Raw genomic sequence first — 15,799 nt, forward strand, 5'->3', positions numbered from 1 at the left:
CCGGGCAAAGAAGCGTGTTGTCGCGCGGGTGCGCGCGCGAGGGTCTGGCAACGTCTGCCAGGGCGATTCTTCCTGGCCTTGGTGGAGGGTTTCATGCGTCGTGTCGTGGACGACGAAGAGCATGTCGATCATCTGGTCTCGACCGCCAGGGCGTACTGGGGGGACACCGCGGGCGACACCGGTTGCGTGGTGGCCGAGGCGTTCGACGAGGACGTCCGGGTGGTGGTGCGTACCGTCATGGTCGCCAAGGCCGTGTGCGGGCTGCTGTCGGCCCGGCTGGTGGTGCTCACCGACCCGCGGTGGCGGCCGCTGGCCGAGGCGTTCGGCGCCGCCGCCGATCTGGGGCCGCCCGACGCCCTGGTCACCAGCCGGATGGATCGTGGCGTCCGCACCGACATCCCCGTCGTGCACGTGCACGGTACGGGAGGGTTGCAGGCGTACGCGCTGTTCCCCGGCCGGACGCCCGGTTCGTTCGGCGAGGAGCTGCCCGGCCGGGTCGCGGAGTTCTTCGAGCGCTGGGTCTGGCCCAACAGGGAGGTGATCCGGCCGAGCGCCGAGCGTACGGCCTGGCGGGCCAAGGAGGGCTACCAGGTCCGCACGGACACCGAACGCCGCCAGCTGCGCCTCTACGGCTGCTCCAGGCTCCGCCTCGACGCCGGCCGGCCCACGATCACGGTGTTCGGCCACATGCCGGGCCGCGACACCGAGCTGTTCGAGGAGACCGAGCGGTACGCCGAGGCGGACGAGTCGGCCAACTGGCTGTTCCTCGACCGCCTGCGCTCCGGCCTGCTGTCGACGAACATCCTGTGGAGCATGACCGACGTCGCGGTCACGTTCGGCGGCAGCGACCTGCCCGCGTTCGGCGTGCCCGTCATCCAGGCCGGATGGTCGGAGGGCGCCGCCTGCGGGGCCACGCACCTCGTGCGCACGCCGGAGGAGCTGCGCGAGCGGCTCGGCGAGGCCGTCGCCGTGCACGGGAAGGCCGAGACGATCCTCGGCCCCGAGCAGCGCGAGCGCGCCCGCCTGTGGTCGTGGCTGCGCCGCTGCGGCGCCGACGTGCCGACCCAGGTCCTGCCGCGCTGGGAGCTCGGCCCCGACTACCCCCGTGCCCTCGCGGTCGCCCTGCGGCACGTGGAGCGCGACGGTGACCCCCTCTTCGAGGCGGTGCGCCGCATGTGGGAGCGCCGCGACCCCGTACTCACCCGATTCGACTTCCAGGACCTGGCCAAGACCACACTGACCCCCGCGAGGAGCGCCCGATGACCGGAACAGGACCCAGCACAGAGCTCGACCCGGTGATCCTGCCCGCGATCCCGCCCGTCCACGTGACCAGCGGGCGGTTCGCCGCCCTCCAGGTCATCGACCGGCTGCAACGGGGCAGCCAGATCGTGGGCAGGTTCGAGACCTCCGGTCTGGTCGGCTTCAAGGTGTCCGCGCAGGGACGGCCGCTGCGGGTGCAGATGTCGCTGTCCATGGACGAGCGGTCGGTCAGCGGCTGGCACACCGGCAAGACGGGCGCCGACCTCACGCTGCCCCGGTGCGTCCAGATCCGTTCCCAGGGACGCCTGCGGCAGTGCGTGCTGCTGCGCGGCCGGAACCCGCACGCCCGCGTGGCCTTCGACCTGACCCCCGAGGAGATCCCCGACGACGGGCTGATCTGCGTCGAGGCCCTGGACGTCATGGAGGGCGACGGCGTCTGCGACGAGGTGCGCACGTTCCTGACCGGCCGGGTCCAGGCCGACGGGGTGGCCGGGCTGCGGCTGAACAAGATCGTGTTCGAGGAGCCGCCCGCCGTCGACTACGACCCCGACACCCTGGACGGCTCCCGCTGCGAGCTGTCCTCGCTGATCAGCGGCGGCGGCCTGGCCAACCTCAACCGGCAGGGGGTCCGCGTGCTGCGGTCGGGCATGTTCATGGTCAACCCGGTGCTGCGCGACACGTTCGGGGCCAGTGGCCGGATCACGTTGCGGCTGGGCACGAAGGCGGAGCCGGCCAGCATGATCCCGGCGACCTGGCGGCGGGTCAACAGCGAGCTGCGCTGGCTGCGGCACGCCACCAGGAAGCTCCTCGGCACGGCGTCCCCCACGGTGGAGCGGGTCTACAGCCTCAGGGACGGCGTGGCGGGGCCCTTCGGGCAGACCATCCACGGGAACGTCACCGAGCTCGTCCTGCCGAGCCCCACGGTCTCGCCGTTCCTCGTGGTGATCGAGCGGCTGCCGGGCGTCCTGCCGACGCTGGAGTCGTGCACCTCGGACTAGAGCCGGCGACCGTACCGCGACCGCCGGTGAGCACCTGATATTTCCGGAAAATGGTGATCACCGGTGATAACGCCGCTCTGCGGGCAGTTGTCGAAGGTGGGCGCGAACGGTTTGAGCATCGAGACGATCCGGCATCTCCACTGCACGGTCATGCGCGCGACAGGCGAGCTCGACCATGCGGGACGGGCCCGGTTCAGCGCCCACATCCACACGGTGTGGGACTGGTCGGCCGGTCCCGTCCTCGTCTTCGACCTGGCCGAGCTCGTCTTCTACGACTCCTCCGTCATCGGCGTGCTGGCGACGGCGATGCAGCGGATGGAGGCGGAGCCGGGCGGCCGGATCGTCGTGGTCCGGCCGTCGGAGCACCTGCTGTCGGTGCTGCGGCTGACGGACCTGCTCTCCCACGTCGAGCTGAGCGGCAGCGTCGAGGAGACCGTGGCGGAGCTGATGGTGGACGCCACGCCGCCCGCCCCCCGGTCGTGGCCCGGGGGGACGCCGGGCGCCGCCTACAACCCGTAGGTCTCCAGCAGGCGCAGCCAGATCTCGCTCACGGTCGGGAACGACGGCACGGCGTGCCAGAGCCGGTCGAGCGGCACCTCGCCGGTGACCGCGATCGTGGCGGCGTGCAGCAGCTCGCCGACGCCGGGACCGGCGAAGGTGACGCCGAGCAGCACCTTCCTGTCCTCGTCCACGACGGCCTTGGCACGGCCCCGGTAGCCGTCGCCCAGCAGGTACGCGCCCGACACCGAGCCGAGGTCGTACTCGACCGCGCGTACCCGGAAACCGGCCTTCCTGGCATCGGCCTCCGTACGGCCGACCGCGCAGACCTGCGGATCGGTGAAGACGACCTGCGGCACGCCGAAGCCGCCGGCCAGGTCGCGCATGGCGGGCAGGTCGTCGCCGTGCGCCCGCGCCGCGATCACGTCACCGCAGATCCTGGCCTGGTACTTGCCGATGTGGGTGAGGAGCGCGCGGCCGTTGACGTCGCCGACGGCGTAGAGCCAGCCGCCCGGGACGCCGGTGGCCCGCATGCTGTCGTCGACCTCGACGGGCGCGTCGTCGGGCAGGCCGACCGTGTCCAGCCCGATCCCGCGCGTGGCGACATCGCGGCCGGTGGCCACCAGCAGTTCGTCGGCCTCCAGCGGCGGGCCCTCCGACAGGTGCACGGTCACCTTGCCGCCCGGTTCGGGCCGCTCGACCCTGACCACGTCGGTGTGCATGCGCACGTCGATGCCCGCCTCGGCGAACGACCGCGCGACCAGCTCGCCCGCGAACGGCTCGATCCTGCCGAGCAGCTTGCCGCCGCGTACCAGCACGGTCGTCTGCCGCGCGCCGAGCCCGTGCATGGCCTGCGCCATCTCGCAGGCGACCACGCCGCCGCCGATCACCACCAGGCGTTCGGGCACCTTCGTCGCGGCGGTGACCTCGTGGCTGGTCCACGGCTTCGCCTCGGCCAGGCCCGGCACCGGCGGGACCGCGGCCGTGCTGCCGGTGGCGAGCACGACGGCCTGCCTGGCCGTGAGCACCCGCTCGGCGCCGTCAGGGGTCGTGACGACCACCCGCCGCTCGCCGTCGAGCCGCCCCCTGCCGCGGACGAACTCCGCGGGCACGCCCTCGATCCAGCTCACCTGCCCGGAGTCGTCGTAGCGCGAGACCGCCTCGTCGCGCCGGGCGAGCACCGCGTCCACGTCGATCGGCCCGAGCGAGAGGCCGGGCACCCGTGACACCTCGCCGGCCAGGTCGACCGGGCGCAGCAGCGCCTTGCTGGGGATGCACGCCCAGTAGGAGCACTCGCCGCCGGCCAGCCGCTCCTCGACGATCGCGGCGCTCAGCCCGCCGCGCACCGCCCGCGCGGCGACGTTCTCGCCCGCCGGACCGGCCCCGATCACAATGACGTCGAACTCCTCAGCCACGCTGCCTCCCCATGCTCGTCCTCGATTCGCACTCTTTCATGCCCTGCCCGTGATGCCCGCGACGGCCATGGGCGTGAACCTTTTCGCGGCGCAACGGCAAGACCGGGTAGATGCCCGCGCCGTCCGGGGAGCCCGTTCGGCACTCTCGCGAAGGAGCCTCCCTGTGCCGGTGCCGTCTCCTGTGTTCGTGCTGCCCGGAAACGTCTGGAGGCGGCATCGGGCGCTGCTGGTCGCGCTGGTGCCCGCCGTCGCGCTGCGGCTGCTCGCGATGGCGGGGTACCGGCCCGCGCTGTGGTTCTGGGCGGACTCGTTCTCCTATCTGGAGGCCGCGGGCGACCCCGTGCCCGGGACGTTCCGGCCGCTCGGGTACTCGCTCTTCCTGGCCGCGCTCGGGCCCGCGAAGAGCCTGGCGCTGGTGGCCGCCGTGCAGCACGCGCTCGGGCCGGCGCTCGCCGTGGCCGTCTACGCCCTGCTGCGGCGGCGCGGCCTGCCCGGCTGGGGCGCGACGGCCGCCGTCGCGCCGCTGCTGTACGACGAGTTCCTGATCCTGCTGGAACACATGATCATGGCGGACGCGCTGTTCACCGTGCTGGTCACGGCCGGGATCCTGGCGCTGTCGTGCCGGCTCACCCCGGTCACGGCGGCCGCCGGCGGCGTGCTGCTCGGCCTGGCCGCCATCACCCGCACGATCGGGGTGGCCGTCCTCGTGGTGGCCGCCGCCTGCCTGCTGCTGCGCCGTCCCGGGCCGCGCGCGCTGCTCTGCCTGGTCCTGGCGGGCGCGGCGCCGCTGCTCGGGTACGCCTCCTGGATGCGGGCCACCAGCGGCACCTTCGGCCTGACCAAGGCCGACGGCCTGTTCCTGTGGGCCCGCACGACGACCTTCGCCGACTGCTCGGTCATCAGGCCGGAGCCCGAGCTGGCCCCCCTCTGCCCGAGGACGCCGGTGGCCGGGCGGCCCTCTCCCGCGCACTGGATGTGGGGGTCCACCCTGGCCGCCGTCCCCGGCGACCGGAACGCGCTGGCCGCCCGCTTCGCCCGCGAGGCCGTCCTCGCCCAGCCCGGCGACTACCTGGCCGCCGTCGGGCGCGACCTGCGGTGGCTGCTGCGCTGGGAGCGCACCACGGCCAGGAAGGTGTCGGGCAGGAAGACCAATCCGTACTGGTTCCCCTACGAGGAGCGCCCGCTGCGCGCGTCCGTACGGCCGATCGCCGAGGCGTACGAGGGCGGGCCGGCGGACACCCGGATCGTCGAGCCCTACGCGGGCTGGCTGCGGGCTTACCAGCGCTTCGGCTACCTGCCGTACCCGGTGCTCCTGGCGCTGCTCGGGGGCACGCTCGCGGTGGCGGCCGTACGGCGGCGGCCGGACGCGCTGCTGCCCGGCGTGGCCGCCGCCGTGCTGGTCGTGGCGCCTTCCTTCCTGAACGGGTACGACGTGCGGTACGTCGTACCCGCTCTCCCGACGGCCTGCCTGGCCGCCGGGCTGGCATCGGGACGTCCGCCGGAGGTCGGGAGACGTTCACCTGCGGGGCCTAGCGTGCCCGCATGACTGCATACCCCACGTCCGTGGTGTACCGGGCGGCGTCCGAGGGTTACCACACCTTCCGCATCCCGGCCGCCGTGGTGACGGGGGAGGGGACGGTCCTGGCCTTCGCCGAGGGGCGGCGGGGGTCGGCCGGCGACTCTGGCCACATCGACCTGGTGCTCAGGCGGTCCTCCGACGGCGGCCTGACGTGGGGGCCGCTCCAGGTGGTCGCCACGGAACCGAACCGCGGCACGGTCGGCAACCCCGCGCCCGTGGTGCTGGACGACGGCCGGATCCTCCTCGTCACGGTCCGGCAGGGGCCGTCGGCGACGGAGGAGAAGATCAGGCGCGGCCAGGTGCCGGCGGCCGCGGGGCGGCGGGTGTTCGTCCAGGTCAGCGCGGACGACGGCGTCACCTGGCCGGCGCCGCGCGAGATCACCGCCCAGGTCGGGCGGCCGGAGTGGCGCTGGTACGCCACCGGCCCAGGGCACGCCATCCGGCTCAGGAGCGGGCGCGTCGTGGTGCCGGGCAACCACTCCCTGCCCCCGTCCGGCTCGGACGTCGGCACCGAGGGCAAGTACAACGGCGGCCACGCGCTGCTCAGCGACGACGGCGGCCTTACCTGGCGGATCGGGTACGTGGACGACAACCCCGACGGCTACGTCAACGTCAACGAGACCACCGCGGCCGAGCTGCCCGACGGCCGCCTCTACCTCAACACCAGGACGGACTCCGCCGCGCCCGGCACCCGGGCCGACGCCTACTCCTCCGACGGCGGGCAGCGGCTCGACCTGCCCTTCCGCCCGCAGGCCGGGCTGGCGGGGCCGGTGGTCGAGGGCAGCCTGCTGTGGTGCGAGCCGCCCGGCGTGCTGCTGTTCTCCGGCCCGGCCGCGCCCGACGCGCGGGCCCTGATGACGGTACGGGCGAGCGACGACGCCGGGCTCACCTGGCATCCGGTGCACACCGTCTCCGGCCTGCCCGCCGCCTACTCCGACCTGGTCAGGGTGGACGACGACACGGTGGGGCTGCTGTTCGAGACCGGCGACTTCGGGCCGTACGAGAGCATCGCCTTCCGTCGTGTCCCGGTCGCCGAGCTCGTCCCCCGCCGGGCCTAGCCGCCGGTCCCCCGCCGCCTGGTACGTGTTGCGCCCCTGCGCCGCGTACGTTTCCCTGTTCACGGAAGTGCTGACACAGGGTTGTGCTGACTACGCTGAGAGACCCACTGTGTTGACCGCGTGTGCGGCGAGGTTCCGTAATACGCGCTAGCATTCCGATCAGCGGAATAGGCGAGGGAGAGTTTCAGTGGCTGAGACCCAGTCCCCTGTGGGGAGCGTCGATCGTGCCCTGCTGATCCTGCAGGAGATCGGGAAGCACAGCAGGGGGGTGACGCTCGACGAGCTGGCCACCAGGCTGGGGTTGCCGAAGAGCTCGCTCCACCGCCTGCTCGGGGCGCTGAAGCACCGGGGCTTCGCGGCCCAGCCGGAGCCGAGCGGGCCGTACTTCCTCGGCACCGAGCTGCTGGCCACGGCCTTCCGGTTCTACGAAAGCATGGATCTGCGCACGCTCGTACGGCCGCTGCTGCTGCGGCTGAGCGAGGAGTTCTCCGAGACCGTGCACATGGCGATGCTCGACGGTGGCGAGGTCGTCTACCTGGACAAGGTCGAGGCGGTGCGGTCGATCACCATGACCTCGGTGGTCGGCGGGCGCAACGCGGCCCACTGCACCGGGGTGGGCAAGGCGCTGCTGGCCTGGACGTACCCGACGGACGAGGCGGTCAAGGCGTGGGCCGAGCGTTACGGGCCGCTGTCCACCAGGACCAGGAACACGATCACGAACCCCGCCAAGCTGGCCACCCACCTCGACCAGGTCAGGCAGCGCGGGTACGCGCTCGACCTGGAGGAGAACGAGCCGGGGGTGCGGTGCGTGGCGGCGCCGGTCTTCATGGGCAAGACGGCGCCGGTGGCGGCGGTGAGCGTGACCGCGATCAAGGACCGCATGTCGGTCGCCCGCCTCGAAGAGGTCGGCCACGGCCTCCGCCGCGCCATCTCCGCCGAGGCCTGACCCACCCCCGAACGCCGGGGCCGCGGCGGCGTGTTCGGTACGACGCCCACCCCTCCCCAAAGGGACCTCGGCCGATTACGGTCGGAGGGGTAGCGGAACTGCGTTCCGTATCACGGATCAGGAGAGCAGAGAGCATGAAGCTGGATAAGGTCCCCGTGCCCGCCGCCACCCTCGGCGAGGGCCCCCGATGGGACGCCGCCACCGGCACGCTGCTGTGGGTCGACATCCCCGCGGGCCACGTGCACAGGCTGGACCCGTCCGGCGACGAGCAGGAGACGATCGAGCTGGGGCAGCCGGTCGGCGTCGCCGTGCCCGACGCGGCCGGCGGCCTCATGCTCGCCCTCAGGGACGGCTTCGCCCGGCACGCGGACGGCCGCACCGAGCTGGTCGCCCGGCCGTCCGAGCCCGAGGGCAACCGGATGAACGACGGCGCCTGCGACCGCGCGGGCCGCTTCTTCGCCGGCACCAAGGCCGAGGACGACACCCCCGGCGCGGGCTCCCTCTACCGCCTGGGCGCGGACCGTACGTGCGACAAGGTCCTGGACGGGGTCACGATCTCGAACGGCCTCGGCTGGAGCCCCGACGAGCGCCTGATGTACTACGTGGACACCGCGACCGACCGGGTCGACGTCTTCGACTACGACCCGGCGACCGGCCGGCTCGACGGCCGCCGGAAGTTCGCCGCCCTCCCCGGCCCCGACGGCCTGACGGTCGACGCCGCCGGCCACGTGTGGGTAGCGCTGTGGGGCGGCGGCGCGGTCGTGCGGCTACGGCCGGACGGGCGGGCCGACCTGACCCTGGAGGTCCCCGCGGCGAACGTCACGAGCTGCGCCTTCGGCGGCCCCGACCTCGACGTGCTCTACGTGACCACCGCCTGGGACGGCAGCGCCGGAGGGGAGCTGTGGCGCTGCCGCACCTCCCACACCGGCCTGCCCGCGAACCCCTACCGGGGCCTCACCCCTTGACCGCGCCGGTCAGCGCCTGCACGAAGCGGCGCTGGCCGAACAGGAACACCGCCAGCACCGGAAGCGTGGTCAGCACCGTGCCCGCCATGATCGCGGGCCAGTCGGCCCGGTGCTGGCCCTGGAACGTGGTCAGCCCCGCCTGCACGGTGTAGTTCGCCTCGGAGTTGATCACCACCAGCGGCCAGAAGAGATCGTTCCAGGCCGTGATGAACGTGATCACGGCGAGCGCCGCCAGCGCCGGCTTGGCGACCGGCAGCACCACCCGGAAGAACAGCGCGACCCGCGAGCACCCGTCGATCCGCGCCGCCTCCTCCAGCTCCTTCGGGAAGGACTGGAAGAACGAGGTCATCAGGTAGATCCCGACCGACGAGCTGAGCTGCGGGATGATCAGCGCGCCCAGCGTGTCCACCAGCCCGGCCTGGCTGAACATCAGGAACGTCGGGATCACGGTGAGCTGGAACGGGATCAGCGCGGTCGCGATGATCAGGACCAGCGTCAGCCGGGAGCCGATGAACCGGATCCGGGCGAAGGCGTACCCGGCCATGCTGCAGAGCACGACCTGGGCGACCACGATCACGCCCGACACCAGCACGCTGTTGAGGAACCAGCGGGGGAAGTCGGAGCGCTCCATGACCGTGCGGTAGCCGCCGAGGTCGATGCCCTCCGGCAGGATCGGCGACGGGAACCTGTTCAGCTCGGCCTGCGTCATGACCGAGCTGAGCACCAGCCACACGAACGGCAGCAGCGTCACCATCGACATCGGCGCGAGCACCAGGTGCCACCTGCTCGGCAGGCGTCGCCTCATCGCACGGCTCCTCTCCGACGCGCGACCACCAGGCCCACGACGATCAGCAGCAGCGTCCCGGCGAACAAGGTGTAGGCCACGGCCGCGCCGTACCCGGCGGCCGAGTAGCGGAAGGCGAGCTGCCAGACGTAGTAGACGATGGTCACGGTGGCGCTGGCCGGGCCGCCCTGGGTCGTGGTCATGACCAGGTCGAAGAACTGCAGGGCGTCGATCACGCCCCACACCGCGAGGAAGAGCGTGATCGGCCGTACGGACGGGACGATGATGTGCCGGAACGTGGCCCACCGCCCCGCGCCGTCGATGGAGGCCGCCTCCAGCACCGCCTTGTCGATCTCCTGGATGGCCGCCAGGTAGATGACCACGGCGAAGCCGAACCTGGTCCAGAAGAAGATGAGCGTCAGCACGTACATGGCCTGGGACGGGCTGCTCAGGAAGCCCTGCATCGGCAGGCCGAGCTGCACGAGCACGCCGTTCATCAGGCCGAAGTCGCGGTCGAAGATGTAGCCCATCAACAGGCCGGCCGACGTGGCCGAGGCCACGTACGGGACGAGGAAGGCGGTCCGGTAGAACCCGATCCCGCGCACCTTCCTGTTCAGCAGCACCGCCACCACCAGGCCGAAGACCAGCGAGGCCGGGATGTAGAGCACCAGCAGCAGCCCGGTGTTGCGCACCGCCTGGAAGAAGACCGGGTCCTGGAACAGCGCCCGGTAGTTGTCCAGGCCGACGTTCTCGGGCGTCTTCATCAGGTCGGAGTCGGTGAACGACAGCGCCAGCGCCCACGCCATCGGCACCAGCGCGAACCCGAGGATGATCAGCGTCGCCGGGCCCGCGAACGACCAGCCCGCGACGTGGTCGCCGAGCCTGCGCGGGCGCTTGGCGTGCCGGGCGGCGGGCGCGCTGACGGCGGCGCTGCTCATGAGCCCGGCACCGCCAGCACCGCGTCGGACTTGGCCGCGGCCTCGTCCAGGGCGGTCTTGGCGTCGGTCCGGCCCAGCAGCGCCTGCGCGATGGCCTCGGCCACGAAGGACGACACGCGGGGGTACTTGGTGGTGGGCGGCCTGACCCGCTTGGCGTTGGCCAGGTTCTCGGAGACCACCTCGATGCCCGGATATTTCGTCAGATAGTCCTGGTAGCCGGGCAGCTTGGTGATCGACTCCCTGATGGGCAGCGAGCCCGTGTCGCTCATCCACACCAGCTCCTGCTCGGCGGCCGTCAGCCAGCTCAGGAACGTGGTCGCCGCCTTGACGCGGCGTTCGTCGTGCTCGAACACCACCCAGTTGTCCGGGCCGGAGACGGTCTCGTGGTTGCCGTTGGTGCCGGGCAGCCGCGCGACGCCGTAGTCCACCTTCGCGGCCTGGAGGTCGGGCAGCACCCAGGGGCCGGAGAGGAACATGGCGAGCCGTCCCGACTCGAACAGCTTCTGGCCCTTCTCGGCCGGGCTGGAGTCGAGGTAGACCGACTTGTCGTCCACGGCCATGCTTCGGACCAGCCCGAGCGCCTGCTGCCCGGCCGCCGAGTTGAACGCGGACTTCTTGTGGTCGGGGGTGAGGATGTCGCCGCCCGCCTGCCACAGGAGCGGCCAGAGCCCCCAGACGGCCTCCTCGCCGCCGCTGATCGCCCAGGTGGTGCCGAAGACGCCCTTCTGCGCGTCGGTGGTCTTCCTGGCGATGTCGCGGAACTCGTCCCAGGTCCAGTCGGGGCCGGGGGCCTTGACGCCCGCCCTGGCCAGCAGCTTCTTGTTGTAGAGGACCACCATGTTGTCCACGACGGCGGGGAAGCCGATGACCTTGCCCTGGACGGTGACCGCCTCGCGCTCGTTGGCCCAGAAGTCGGTCCAGCCGACGGCCGGGTCCTTGACGTAGGAGGTGAGGTCGGCGGTCTTGGGGTTCCTGGCCACGTTGGGGGCCCAGGAGCCGTACAGGTAGGCGATGTCGGGGTAGGCGTCGGAGGCGAGCGCGGCGGTGATCTTGGGTAGCATGCCGTCTGCGGTCGCGCCGCCGGACTCGGTGCTGACCTTGATGTCGGGGTGACTCTGGTTGAACCGGGCGACCAGCTTTTCGATCGACTTCGCCGAGGTGTCCTCCTGGCCGTGCCAGATGGTGATCTCGACCGGGCCGCTCGCCCGTTCCTGTCCTCCGCCGCCGCAGCTCACCGCAGCCAGGGCCAGGGCGACGACGACCGTCGTCGTACGGGGCCTCATCGGGCGGTCTCGCGGATGTGGTGAATGAGTCGTGCCATGGGGTTCCCTCCACAGAGCACGGCGGGCGTGGCGGCCCGCTGCGTGCGGCGAGTATAGTCACGCATCCACGATGCAGACTAGAGTTCCACTAGACGGAATGAGGGCGAACGTGCGAACCATGACTCTCTTAGCTCGGCTGGCCGCGGTCGCGGCGCTGAGCTGCGCGCCGCTGGCGGCGCTCGCCGCGCCGGCCACGGCGGAGGCGGGGCCGTGGAAGCCGCCGCTGCAGAGCCGCTGGCAGTACCAGCTCCAGGGCAACGCCAAGTACGCCGCCACCGGCGGCGTCAACGTCGACATCTGCGTGGTCCCCCAGTCGGGCGGCGCCTGCGTGAAGCCGGCGGTGTTCGACATCGACCTCTACGCCGACGGCGACGTGGTGGGGAACAACACCACGCTCAACACGGCGGCGGTCAAGGCCATCCACGCCCGCGGCGCGAAGGCCGTCTGCTACGTCGACGCCGGCTCGATCGAGGACTACCGGCCCGACTACCAGCAGTTCGTCGCCTGGCACAAGAGCCACGGCAACTCCCTGCTCGGCAAGCCGTTCAGCGCGGAGTTCCCCAACGAGCGCTGGGCCAACATCAACAACGACCAGGGCCAGCGGGACTTCCTGCTGAAGATGATGGAGGCCCGGGTCGACAAGTGCGCCCAGGCCGGCTTCGACGGGGTCGAGTTCGACGTCGTCAACGCCCACGAGGAGGGCAAGTCGGTCACCGGCTGGACCGTCAGCCCCGCCACCCAGCTCCTCTACAACCGGGCGCTGGCCGACATGGCCCACCGCAAGGGCCTGTCCGCGGCGCTCAAGAACGACCTCAGCCAGGCGGCCGAGCTGGTGACCAGCTTTGACTACGCCGTCAACGAGGAGTGCTTCCAGTACGACGAGTGCGGCGACCTGAGCGTCTTCGTCAAGGCGGGCAAGCCGGTGTTCCAGGTCGAGTACGAGACGGCGCCGGCGTCCTTCTGTCCCAAGGCGGCCAAGCTCGGCATCAACGCGATCAAGAAGGCCGTGGACTACTCGCTGAAGGACACGCCGTACAAGCCGTGCAAGTAAGGGGGCGGCGGGGCCGCCCCCTGCCCGTCACGGGCTGAGGAGGGCCTTGACGGGGGTGTCGCGGCCGTTCATCAGGGCCGTGAACAGCTCCGCGCCGTCGGCGAGCGGGCACGTGCGCACCCAGCTCACGTCCCACTCGCCGACGGTCCGCACGGCCGTGGCGAAGTCCTCGTCCGTGTAGGCGAACGAGCCGGGCACCCGCTGCTCGCCGCGTACCAGGGCGGGCCGCGTCGAAGCCGGCCGTCGCGTCGGCCAGGCCCAGCCAGACCGCCGTGCCGCCGGGGCGCAGCCGGCTACCTCCACGTACGCGGCCTCGCCCGCCAGGGCCACCAGCAGGCAGGACAGGCCGATCGCGCCCGCCCCGAACACGCCCACCCGCGCCCCGGCCGGCGCCCCGGCCGGCGACCAGGCGTGGACGGCGTTGGCCGCCTGCTCCACGATCCCGGCCGCCGGCTCCACGATCCCGGCCGCCGGCACACGTTGCGCCGGCCGAGCCGGCACACGTCGCACGAGCCGCACGACAGGATGGGGTTGACCACCACGGACCGTCCGTCGGAGGTGAGCCCGGCGAACTCGTGCCCCATGACCAGGGGCGGCACCCGGAACCCGGGCGTCCTGACGCCGTGCAGCTCGCTGCCGGAGATGCCGGAGGCGGCCACGTGGACCAGCACCTCGTCCGGCCCGACGGCGGGCTCGGGCACGTCCTGCACCTCGACCGCGGACGGCCCGGTGAACACCAGCGCCCTCATCGCCCACCCCCCGCCCCGACCGGCCCCGCCGGGGCGCCCGGCGAGGTCCCTGTTCGTGCCGCGGCCGCAACGCCGCCTTCTCCGACTCGTAAGGTGCCGTGCCTCATGGACGCTCCCACTTTCCTTGATACGGAATGCCGTTCCGATCCATTGACGGCACGCCAATAGGCGCTGTCATCGCCACTCAGTCAATCAGTTCCGTGTATCGGAATGCTAGTGCGCAAGACGGAACGCATGCTATTTTCTGATGACCTGCGAGAGGGGCGAACCACGCATGTACCCCGAGATCGACGACATCCTGCGCAGGTCACCACAGGTCTGCGCGGCACGCGGCGCGGTGCGTTGAGGAAGGACGAGGTCATGCGGGGTCTGGCCGGCAAGCGGGTGCTGATCAGCGGGGGCAGCAGCGGCATCGGGGCCGCCGCCGCCCGCAGGTTCCTGGAGGAGGGCTCGCGGGTGGTGCTCACCGGGCTCGACGGAGACGAGGTCGGGCGCACCGTCGCCGAGCTCGCGCCGCTCGGCGAGGTGAGCGGCCTGACCGGCGACGTCAGCTCGGAGGACGACGTCGCACGGCTGGTGACCGGCGCGATCGAGACGCTGGGCGGCGTGGACGTGCTCGTCAACAACGCCGGCACCGCCTGGCGCGAGCCGTTCCTGGAGATCACCCCCGATCATTGGGACCGGATCATCTCGGTGAACCTGCGCGGCATGTTCCTGATGGCCCAGGCCGTGGCCCGCCACCTGGTGGAACAGGGGACGGGCGGCGTGATACTCAACATGTCCTCGACCAACGGCCTCGGCGGCGAGGCCGACTACGCCCACTACAACGCCTCCAAGGGCGGCGTGCTGCTGCTGACCAAGACCATGGCCGTCGAGCTCGGCGGCCACGGCATCCGGGTCAACGCCCTGTGCCCCGGCTACATCCGGACCCCGCTGAACGCCTCGATCTCGTCGGCGCTCGCCGACGACTTCGTCTCCTCCTACGAGCGTGAGCACATCCCGCTGGGGCGCGCCGGGCTCGCCGAGGAGGTCGCCGCCGCGTACGCCTTCCTCGCCTCCGACGACGCCGCCTTCATCCACGGAACCGAGCTGGTGATCGACGGCGGACAGCTAGCGATCATGTGAGTCACCGGGACGCGGCACCTTCATGGCGATGATCAGGCCGTGCCCGGAGTCGTCGGTGCGCAGATGGGACAGTTCGACGGTGAGCGGCGTCGGCCGCCCATGGTCGTTGACCGCGTCGAACGCGACCCTCCTGGCCCCCGCCAGCGTGTCGCGTACGAGCGGGACGATCATCTCCACCGGCAGCCCCGTGCCCAGCGAGGCCAGCGGACGGCCCACCGCCTCCCTGGCCCGCACCCCCCACAGTTCCTCGGCCCCCGCCCCCCAGATGAGCACCCGCATGTCGGCGTCGAGCACCATCACGGCATCGCCCAGCCCGTGGACCAGCGAGGCGGTGAACCGGCCGACCTCCTCCAGCTCGGCCGTGCGGGCGACCAGCGCGTCGTTGGCACGGCGCAGCTCGGCGGCGCGGGCGATGAGCGCGTCGTTGGCATGGCGCAGGTCGGCGTTGGCCGACCTCAGCTCCTCGTTCGCGCTCTCCAGCTCCGCGTTGGCCGACCGGAGCCGCTGGACGGTCGTGGACCAGCGGCCGGGCGGCGGCAGGTTCTCCTGCCGGTCGGGCGTGATGGGCGTCGCGTCCCGCTGCGGGCGGAGCCGGCGGCTGCCGTGGTGCTGCTCGGCGCGGGGGTCGCGGGCCCGGCGGAAGCACGCCAGGTGCCGGCTGACCGGCCGGGGCGGCCCGGTCTGCTCGTAGATCTCGACGCCGGTCCCGGCCAGGGCGTCGGGCATCGTGCTGAACAGGGGGATCGCGGTGCCGCCGTGCTCGGTCATGAGCGCGACGAGGCGGCACAACGCGGGCTGGGCCTCGGCCACGGCCAGGTGGCCGCCCTTCTCCTGCATGGCCCGGTGGGTGATCGCGAGTTGTTCGAGGCCGTTGAGGTCGCAGAACCAGAGGTCTCCCGCCGCCACGATCACGTGTTTCACCCGCGAGCGCGGCAGCGGGTCGAGGAAGGCGGCCAGGATGGGGCTGGTCGTCGAGTCGAGCTCGCCCGCCAGGGCGACCACCAGGGTGGTGTCGCCCACGGGCACGAGCCGTACTGAGAGCTGCATCATCGGATTCGCTCCTTCCCTGAACTCTGCGTGATGGGAGATCGACGCGCCGCAGGGTCCGGCT

15 protein-coding genes and 1 pseudogene are annotated in these 15,799 nt (G+C 72.0%); 9 read left to right on the forward strand and 7 right to left on the reverse strand.

The features are described 5' to 3' along the window. The first annotated feature begins 93 nt into the window (after positions 1-93). The 3 genes from AB0J97_RS41635 to AB0J97_RS41645 all read left to right on the forward strand — a co-directional run bounded on the left by AB0J97_RS41635 (position 94) and on the right by AB0J97_RS41645 (position 2,777). A complete protein-coding gene (locus tag AB0J97_RS41635) occupies positions 94-1,263 on the forward strand; it encodes a hypothetical protein (RefSeq protein WP_357707102.1) in 1,170 nt (389 codons plus the stop codon). Then, a complete protein-coding gene (locus tag AB0J97_RS41640) occupies positions 1,260-2,258 on the forward strand; it encodes a hypothetical protein (RefSeq protein WP_364099890.1) in 999 nt (332 codons plus the stop codon). The genes AB0J97_RS41635 and AB0J97_RS41640 overlap by 4 nt, the downstream gene beginning before the upstream one ends. Before the next feature lie 111 nt (positions 2,259-2,369). Beyond that, a complete protein-coding gene (locus tag AB0J97_RS41645; RefSeq protein ID WP_364099893.1) occupies positions 2,370-2,777 on the forward strand; it encodes an STAS domain-containing protein in 408 nt (135 codons plus the stop codon). Here the strand turns inward: AB0J97_RS41645 and AB0J97_RS41650 are convergent. Then, the gene (locus AB0J97_RS41650; protein ID WP_364099896.1) at positions 2,765-4,171 is read right to left on the reverse strand and encodes an NAD(P)/FAD-dependent oxidoreductase; all 1,407 of its coding nucleotides are present in this window, start codon (positions 4,169-4,171) and stop codon (positions 2,765-2,767) included. The genes AB0J97_RS41645 and AB0J97_RS41650 overlap by 13 nt on opposite strands. 169 nt (positions 4,172-4,340) lie before the next feature. Here AB0J97_RS41650 and AB0J97_RS41655 point away from each other — a divergent pair, with 169 nt between their 5' ends. From AB0J97_RS41655 to AB0J97_RS41670, 4 genes are all read left to right on the forward strand, one after another. After that, positions 4,341-5,717, forward strand: coding sequence for a hypothetical protein (locus tag AB0J97_RS41655; RefSeq protein ID WP_364099899.1), 1,377 nt, complete (start codon positions 4,341-4,343; stop codon positions 5,715-5,717). Further along, positions 5,714-6,808 carry a sialidase family protein gene (locus AB0J97_RS41660; RefSeq protein WP_364099902.1) on the forward strand — a complete coding sequence of 365 codons (1,095 nt, stop codon included), beginning with the start codon at positions 5,714-5,716 and terminating at the stop codon, positions 6,806-6,808. The genes AB0J97_RS41655 and AB0J97_RS41660 overlap by 4 nt, the downstream gene beginning before the upstream one ends. 187 nt (positions 6,809-6,995) lie before the next feature. Then, positions 6,996-7,754, forward strand: coding sequence for an IclR family transcriptional regulator (locus tag AB0J97_RS41665; protein WP_357707091.1), 759 nt, complete (start codon positions 6,996-6,998; stop codon positions 7,752-7,754). A gap of 134 nt (positions 7,755-7,888) precedes the next feature. After that, entirely contained in the window at positions 7,889-8,719 is an 831-nt protein-coding gene (locus tag AB0J97_RS41670; RefSeq protein WP_364099906.1) for an SMP-30/gluconolactonase/LRE family protein, read from the forward strand. On the opposite strand, the gene AB0J97_RS41675 is transcribed toward AB0J97_RS41670, so the two are convergent. Genes AB0J97_RS41675 through AB0J97_RS41685 form a run of 3 tightly spaced genes read right to left on the reverse strand, consistent with a single transcriptional unit; the run spans position 8,709 to position 11,724 of the window. Beyond that, positions 8,709-9,524: a carbohydrate ABC transporter permease gene (locus AB0J97_RS41675; protein WP_364099909.1), complete on the reverse strand. Its 816-nt coding sequence runs from the start codon at positions 9,522-9,524 to the stop codon at positions 8,709-8,711. The genes AB0J97_RS41670 and AB0J97_RS41675 overlap by 11 nt on opposite strands. Beyond that, positions 9,521-10,441 carry a sugar ABC transporter permease gene (locus AB0J97_RS41680; protein WP_357707085.1) on the reverse strand — a complete coding sequence of 307 codons (921 nt, stop codon included), beginning with the start codon at positions 10,439-10,441 and terminating at the stop codon, positions 9,521-9,523. Before AB0J97_RS41680 ends, AB0J97_RS41675 begins: the two co-directional genes overlap by 4 nt. Further along, positions 10,438-11,724 (reverse strand): ABC transporter substrate-binding protein, encoded by a 1,287-nt coding sequence (locus AB0J97_RS41685; protein ID WP_364099913.1) that lies wholly within the window; start codon positions 11,722-11,724, stop codon positions 10,438-10,440. Before AB0J97_RS41685 ends, AB0J97_RS41680 begins: the two co-directional genes overlap by 4 nt. A gap of 157 nt (positions 11,725-11,881) precedes the next feature. Between AB0J97_RS41685 and AB0J97_RS41690 the strand changes: the two genes are divergently transcribed. Next, on the forward strand, positions 11,882-12,814 hold the full coding sequence (locus tag AB0J97_RS41690) for an endo alpha-1,4 polygalactosaminidase (protein ID WP_364099916.1): 933 nt from the start codon (positions 11,882-11,884) through the stop codon (positions 12,812-12,814). 27 nt (positions 12,815-12,841) lie between these two features. Here AB0J97_RS41690 and AB0J97_RS41695 read toward each other — a convergent pair whose 3' ends face one another. Beyond that, positions 12,842-13,324 carry a hypothetical protein gene (locus AB0J97_RS41695; RefSeq protein ID WP_364100055.1) on the reverse strand — a complete coding sequence of 161 codons (483 nt, stop codon included), beginning with the start codon at positions 13,322-13,324 and terminating at the stop codon, positions 12,842-12,844. A gap of 5 nt (positions 13,325-13,329) precedes the next feature. Then, positions 13,330-13,563 (reverse strand): annotated as a pseudogene (locus tag AB0J97_RS41700) (alcohol dehydrogenase catalytic domain-containing protein); the annotation flags it as partial. Positions 13,564-13,923: 360 nt separating this feature from the next. On the opposite strand from AB0J97_RS41700, the gene AB0J97_RS41705 reads away from it, so the two are divergent. Continuing rightward, positions 13,924-14,688 (forward strand): SDR family oxidoreductase, encoded by a 765-nt coding sequence (locus AB0J97_RS41705; protein ID WP_364099919.1) that lies wholly within the window; start codon positions 13,924-13,926, stop codon positions 14,686-14,688. Here the strand turns inward: AB0J97_RS41705 and AB0J97_RS41710 are convergent. Further along, positions 14,674-15,738 (reverse strand): STAS domain-containing protein, encoded by a 1,065-nt coding sequence (locus AB0J97_RS41710; RefSeq protein WP_357707078.1) that lies wholly within the window; start codon positions 15,736-15,738, stop codon positions 14,674-14,676. The two genes, AB0J97_RS41705 and AB0J97_RS41710, sit on opposite strands and share 15 nt — an antisense overlap. Positions 15,739-15,799: the final 61 nt, after the last annotated feature.

Origin of the sequence: Nonomuraea sp. NPDC049607, from assembly GCF_040675375.1 — a bacterium.
Lineage (GTDB): Bacteria > Actinomycetota > Actinomycetes > Streptosporangiales > Streptosporangiaceae > Nonomuraea.